Below are 3701 nucleotides of genomic sequence, written 5' to 3'. Positions count from 1 at the left end.
CGTGGTCGACGGTGCTGCGCCCCGCGCCGCGAACCCGCCGCACCCCGGCTCGCGCCGCACCCCGGCTCGCGCCGCACCGCGGGAGGGTCGGCGGCCGGGCTATCCGCGGCTGGCGGCGACTCGCGCGGCCTCGCGCACCGCGGTGACGTTCTTCCGTCCGGCCCGCGAGCCCGCGAGTTTCGCGGCGATGTGCTCGCGGACCGTCACCGGCTCGTACAGCGCCGGGGCCTCGCGCGACACGAAGTGCGGGAGCGGAGCGATGACCGCGTCGGCGTTGCCGTCGTGGAAGAAGGCCGCCGATCGTCGGCGCTCGATCGTCCCGTCGATCACCGGCGGCTTGACCCGGTGCAGCGTCGACATCCACTTGTCGTTCGTCAGCCGGGCTGCCACGTCACCGAGATTGACCAGCAGTGCCCCGTCGGCCGGCGAGACGTCGTTCCACGACCCGTCCTGGCCGAGCACCTGCAGCCCCGCGACCTGGTCGGCCCAGAGCACCGTGACGAGGCCGAAGTCGGTGTGCTCGCCCATCCCCGTCAGCTCCGCCCCGAGCTCGATCGAGCCGGGCGGGAGGGCGTAGTTGTTCATCCGCAGCACGTCGATCGAGTGGTCGGTGAGGGTGTCGAAGAAGTCCGCGCGCACCCGGAGCGCCGCGGCGAGGATGCGCGTGAGCGTCCCGGCCACCCGCCGCGCTTCGTCGAAGTACGTCTCGACGGCGCCGCGGAACGACGGGACGGCATCCGGCCACGTGTTCTCCGCGTAGTCTGCCGCCGTGGCGCCCGTTCCGAGGTAGTCGCGCCACGACGCTCCCACGTTGAACGCCTCGAAGAAGTCGTTCATCCGGGTGACCGGATCGACGCCCAGGCTGTAGCTCAGCGATTCGCTCTTGGGCGGGCTGTATCCGCGGTTCTCGGCCGCGGGCCGCACGAACGCCTTCTTGGCCTCGAGGGGGAGCGCGAAGAACTCGTCCAGTTCGGCGGCGAGAGCCGTGATGACGGAGTCCGGGATGCCGTGGCCCACCACCTGCATGAAGCCGACGGTGCGCGCCGCGTGGTCCACCGCGGCCACCACCGCGGCGCGGGCGTCGTCGGATCCGCTGCCGACCCAGGCGGAGATGTCGATGGTGGGGACCGAGAAAGGGGGCATGGCCCCGACGCTAGGCGGGTCGTGTCACGCGGGTGTTTCTGCGCTGTCACGGTTACGAGGAGCCGTCAGCGCACCCCGTCGGCAGGCGAGACGTCTCGGAAACGAGAAAGACCCCCGGGCGAACCCGGGGGTCTTTCTCATCTGTGCGCGAGGGGGGACTTGAACCCCCACGCCCTAATACGGGCACTAGCACCTCAAGCTAGCGCGTCTACCTATTCCGCCACCCGCGCATCTGGGTGTTTTGTCACTTTCGCAACGAGGAACGACATTACCACGACCGGAGCCCCGTCTCGAACCGAGCGTGCACCCCGGGCGCGGCTCGGCGGCATCGAGCCATTCGAGGGCCCGCCGCACGCCGACACAGGACGGTTCGCGGGTCCGCGCCCGGGTACCGTAGTGCGCATGCCCGAGCTCGAGAACGACGTGCCCGAGGTCGCCCGTGTGGCGTCCGACCTCATCCGGTTCGACACCTCGAACTACGGGGGTGGACGCTCGAACGGGGAACGCGAGGCGGCCGAATACGTCGGGGCGTACCTCGAAGGACTCGGCCTCGCGACCGAGTACTACGAGCCGATCGCCCGCCGCACGAACGTCTACGCGCGCGTGCCCGGTCGCAACCCCGACAAGCCGGCGCTGATCCTGCACGGTCACCTCGATGTGGTCCCCGCCGTCGCCGAGGACTGGAGCGTCGATCCGTTCGCGGGTGAGATCCGCGACGGCATCCTGTGGGGCCGCGGAGCGGTCGACATGAAGGACATGGATGCCATGATCCTCACCGCCGTCGCCGATGTGCTGCGCGCGGGGGAGCAGCCCGAGCGCGACATCATCGTGACCTTCTTCGCCGACGAGGAGAACGGCGGCGTCGAGGGCTCCGCCCTGGTCGTGAAGGACCGGGCGCACTGGTTCCGGGGCGCGACCGAGGCGATCAGCGAGGTCGGCGGTTACTCGATCGCGGTCGGCGACCGTCGCGCCTACCTCCTGCAGGTGGGGGAGAAGGCCCTGATCTGGATCAAGCTCATCGCCCGTGGGCGCGCGGGGCACGGCAGCGGCCTGCACCCCGACAACGCCGTCACCCGGCTGGCGGAAGCGGTGGCGGCCCTCGGTCGAACCGAGTGGCCCATCCGGCTCACCGACACCACGGCGGCGCTGCTGAACGGCCTCGCCGACATCACGGGTGACGACGCGGGCGACCCCGACGCCCTCGCCATGCGCACCGGCGCGGCATCCAGCTTCATCCGTTCGACGCTGCGGACCACGACCAACCCCACGGGCCTGACCGCGGGGTACAAGCACAACGTGATCCCCGACCGGGCCGAGGCGCTCATCGACGTGCGCGTGCTCCCCGGCACCGAGGAAGCCGCTCTCGCCGACATCCGTCGCATCGTCGGGTCGGACATCGAGATCGAGGTCGTCCACACCGACATCGGTCTCGAGGTGCCGTTCTCGGGCGACCTCGTCGACGCGATGGTCGCCCAGCTCGACCGTCACGACCCCGGCGTGCCGGTCGTGCCGTACCTCATGGGCGGCGGCACCGACAACAAGGCCCTCGCCGGCCTCGGAATCTCCGGTTACGGGTTCGCGCCGTTGCGACTCCCCGCCGATCTCGACTTCACCGGGATGTTCCACGGTGTCGACGAGCGCGTTCCCGTTGACGCGCTCGAGTTCGGTCGACGAGTCCTCGCCGACCTCATCCGAACGTACTGAAGGACCGAATGCACATCTTCGAGGTCATCATCCTGGGGCTCGTACAGGGCCTCACCGAGTTCCTCCCCATCTCCTCCAGCGCCCACATACGCATCGTGGGCGAGTTCCTCCAGTCGCAGACCGACCCGGGCGCGACGTTCACCGCCATCACCCAGATCGGCACCGAGCTCGCGGTGCTGCTGTACTTCCGCAAGAAGATCGCCCGCGTGCTCTCGCGTTGGTTCCTGTCCCTCACGGGCCGGGTTCCGCGCAACGACCCCGACGCGCGCATGGGCTGGTACATCATCATCGGCACCATCCCGATCGGTGTGCTCGGCTTCCTCCTGCAGAGCCTCATCCGCGACAACTTCCGGAGCCTGTGGATCACCGCGATCGTGCTGATCGTCTTCGGCGTCCTGCTCGGTGTCGCCGACCACTACGGCAAGCGCCGCCGCGACCTCGAAGACCTCACCGTGGGTCACGGCTTCGCCTTCGGGTTCGCGCAGGCCCTCGCCCTCGTTCCCGGCGTCTCGCGCTCCGGCGCCACCACGACCCTCGGTCGCGCCCTCGGCTACAAGCGCACCGCTGTCGCGGAGTACTCGTTCCTGCTGGCCGTGCCCGCGGTGTTCGCGAGCGGGCTGTACGAGCTCTACAAGAGCTTCGACGAGGGAACCGGTCCGTACAACCTCGGCGAGACCGCGATCGCGACGGTAATCGCCTTCGTTGTCGGCTATCTCGTGATCGCGTTCCTCATGCAGTACCTCAAGCGCGGCAGCTTCCTGCCGTTCGTGATCTACCGCGTGGCGCTCGGCATCCTGATCATCATCCTGCTGCTGACGGGCGTCATCCCCGCCGTGTCGACGGTCATCACCAGC

At 69.4% G+C, this 3701-nt stretch carries 3 protein-coding genes and 1 tRNA gene; 2 read left to right on the top strand and 2 right to left on the bottom strand.

What is annotated here, in order from left to right:
* Positions 1-99: 99 nt before the first annotated feature.
* Together P2P98_RS13460 and P2P98_RS13455 are read right to left on the bottom strand one after the other, a co-directional pair.
* Positions 100-1143 (bottom strand): 2-oxoglutarate and iron-dependent oxygenase domain-containing protein, encoded by a 1044-nt coding sequence (locus P2P98_RS13460; RefSeq protein WP_275800521.1) that lies wholly within the window; start codon positions 1141-1143, stop codon positions 100-102.
* Between the two features lie 144 nt (positions 1144-1287).
* A tRNA-Leu gene (locus P2P98_RS13455) sits at positions 1288-1373 on the bottom strand.
* 172 nt (positions 1374-1545) lie between these two features.
* On the opposite strand from P2P98_RS13455, the gene P2P98_RS13450 reads away from it, so the two are divergent.
* Both P2P98_RS13450 and P2P98_RS13445 read left to right on the top strand, forming a co-directional pair.
* Entirely contained in the window at positions 1546-2847 is a 1302-nt protein-coding gene (locus P2P98_RS13450) for a M20/M25/M40 family metallo-hydrolase (protein ID WP_275800520.1), read from the top strand.
* A gap of 8 nt (positions 2848-2855) precedes the next feature.
* Positions 2856-3701: undecaprenyl-diphosphate phosphatase (locus P2P98_RS13445; RefSeq protein WP_275800517.1), on the top strand; the 846-nt coding region annotated here is incomplete at its 3' end.

The organism is Microbacterium sp. Kw_RZR3, from assembly GCF_029222405.1.
Lineage (GTDB): Bacteria > Actinomycetota > Actinomycetes > Actinomycetales > Microbacteriaceae > Microbacterium.
This window is presented reverse-complemented; position numbering and strand designations above follow the sequence as displayed.

Excerpts from the sequence above, each read along its gene's own strand:
- P2P98_RS13450 (WP_275800520.1), top strand. The coding sequence starts at position 1,546 with ATGCCCGAGCTCGAGAACGACGTGCCCGAGGTCGCCCGTGTGGCGTCC.
- P2P98_RS13460 (WP_275800521.1), bottom strand. The coding sequence starts at position 1,143 with ATGCCCCCTTTCTCGGTCCCCACCATCGACATCTCCGCCTGGGTCGGC.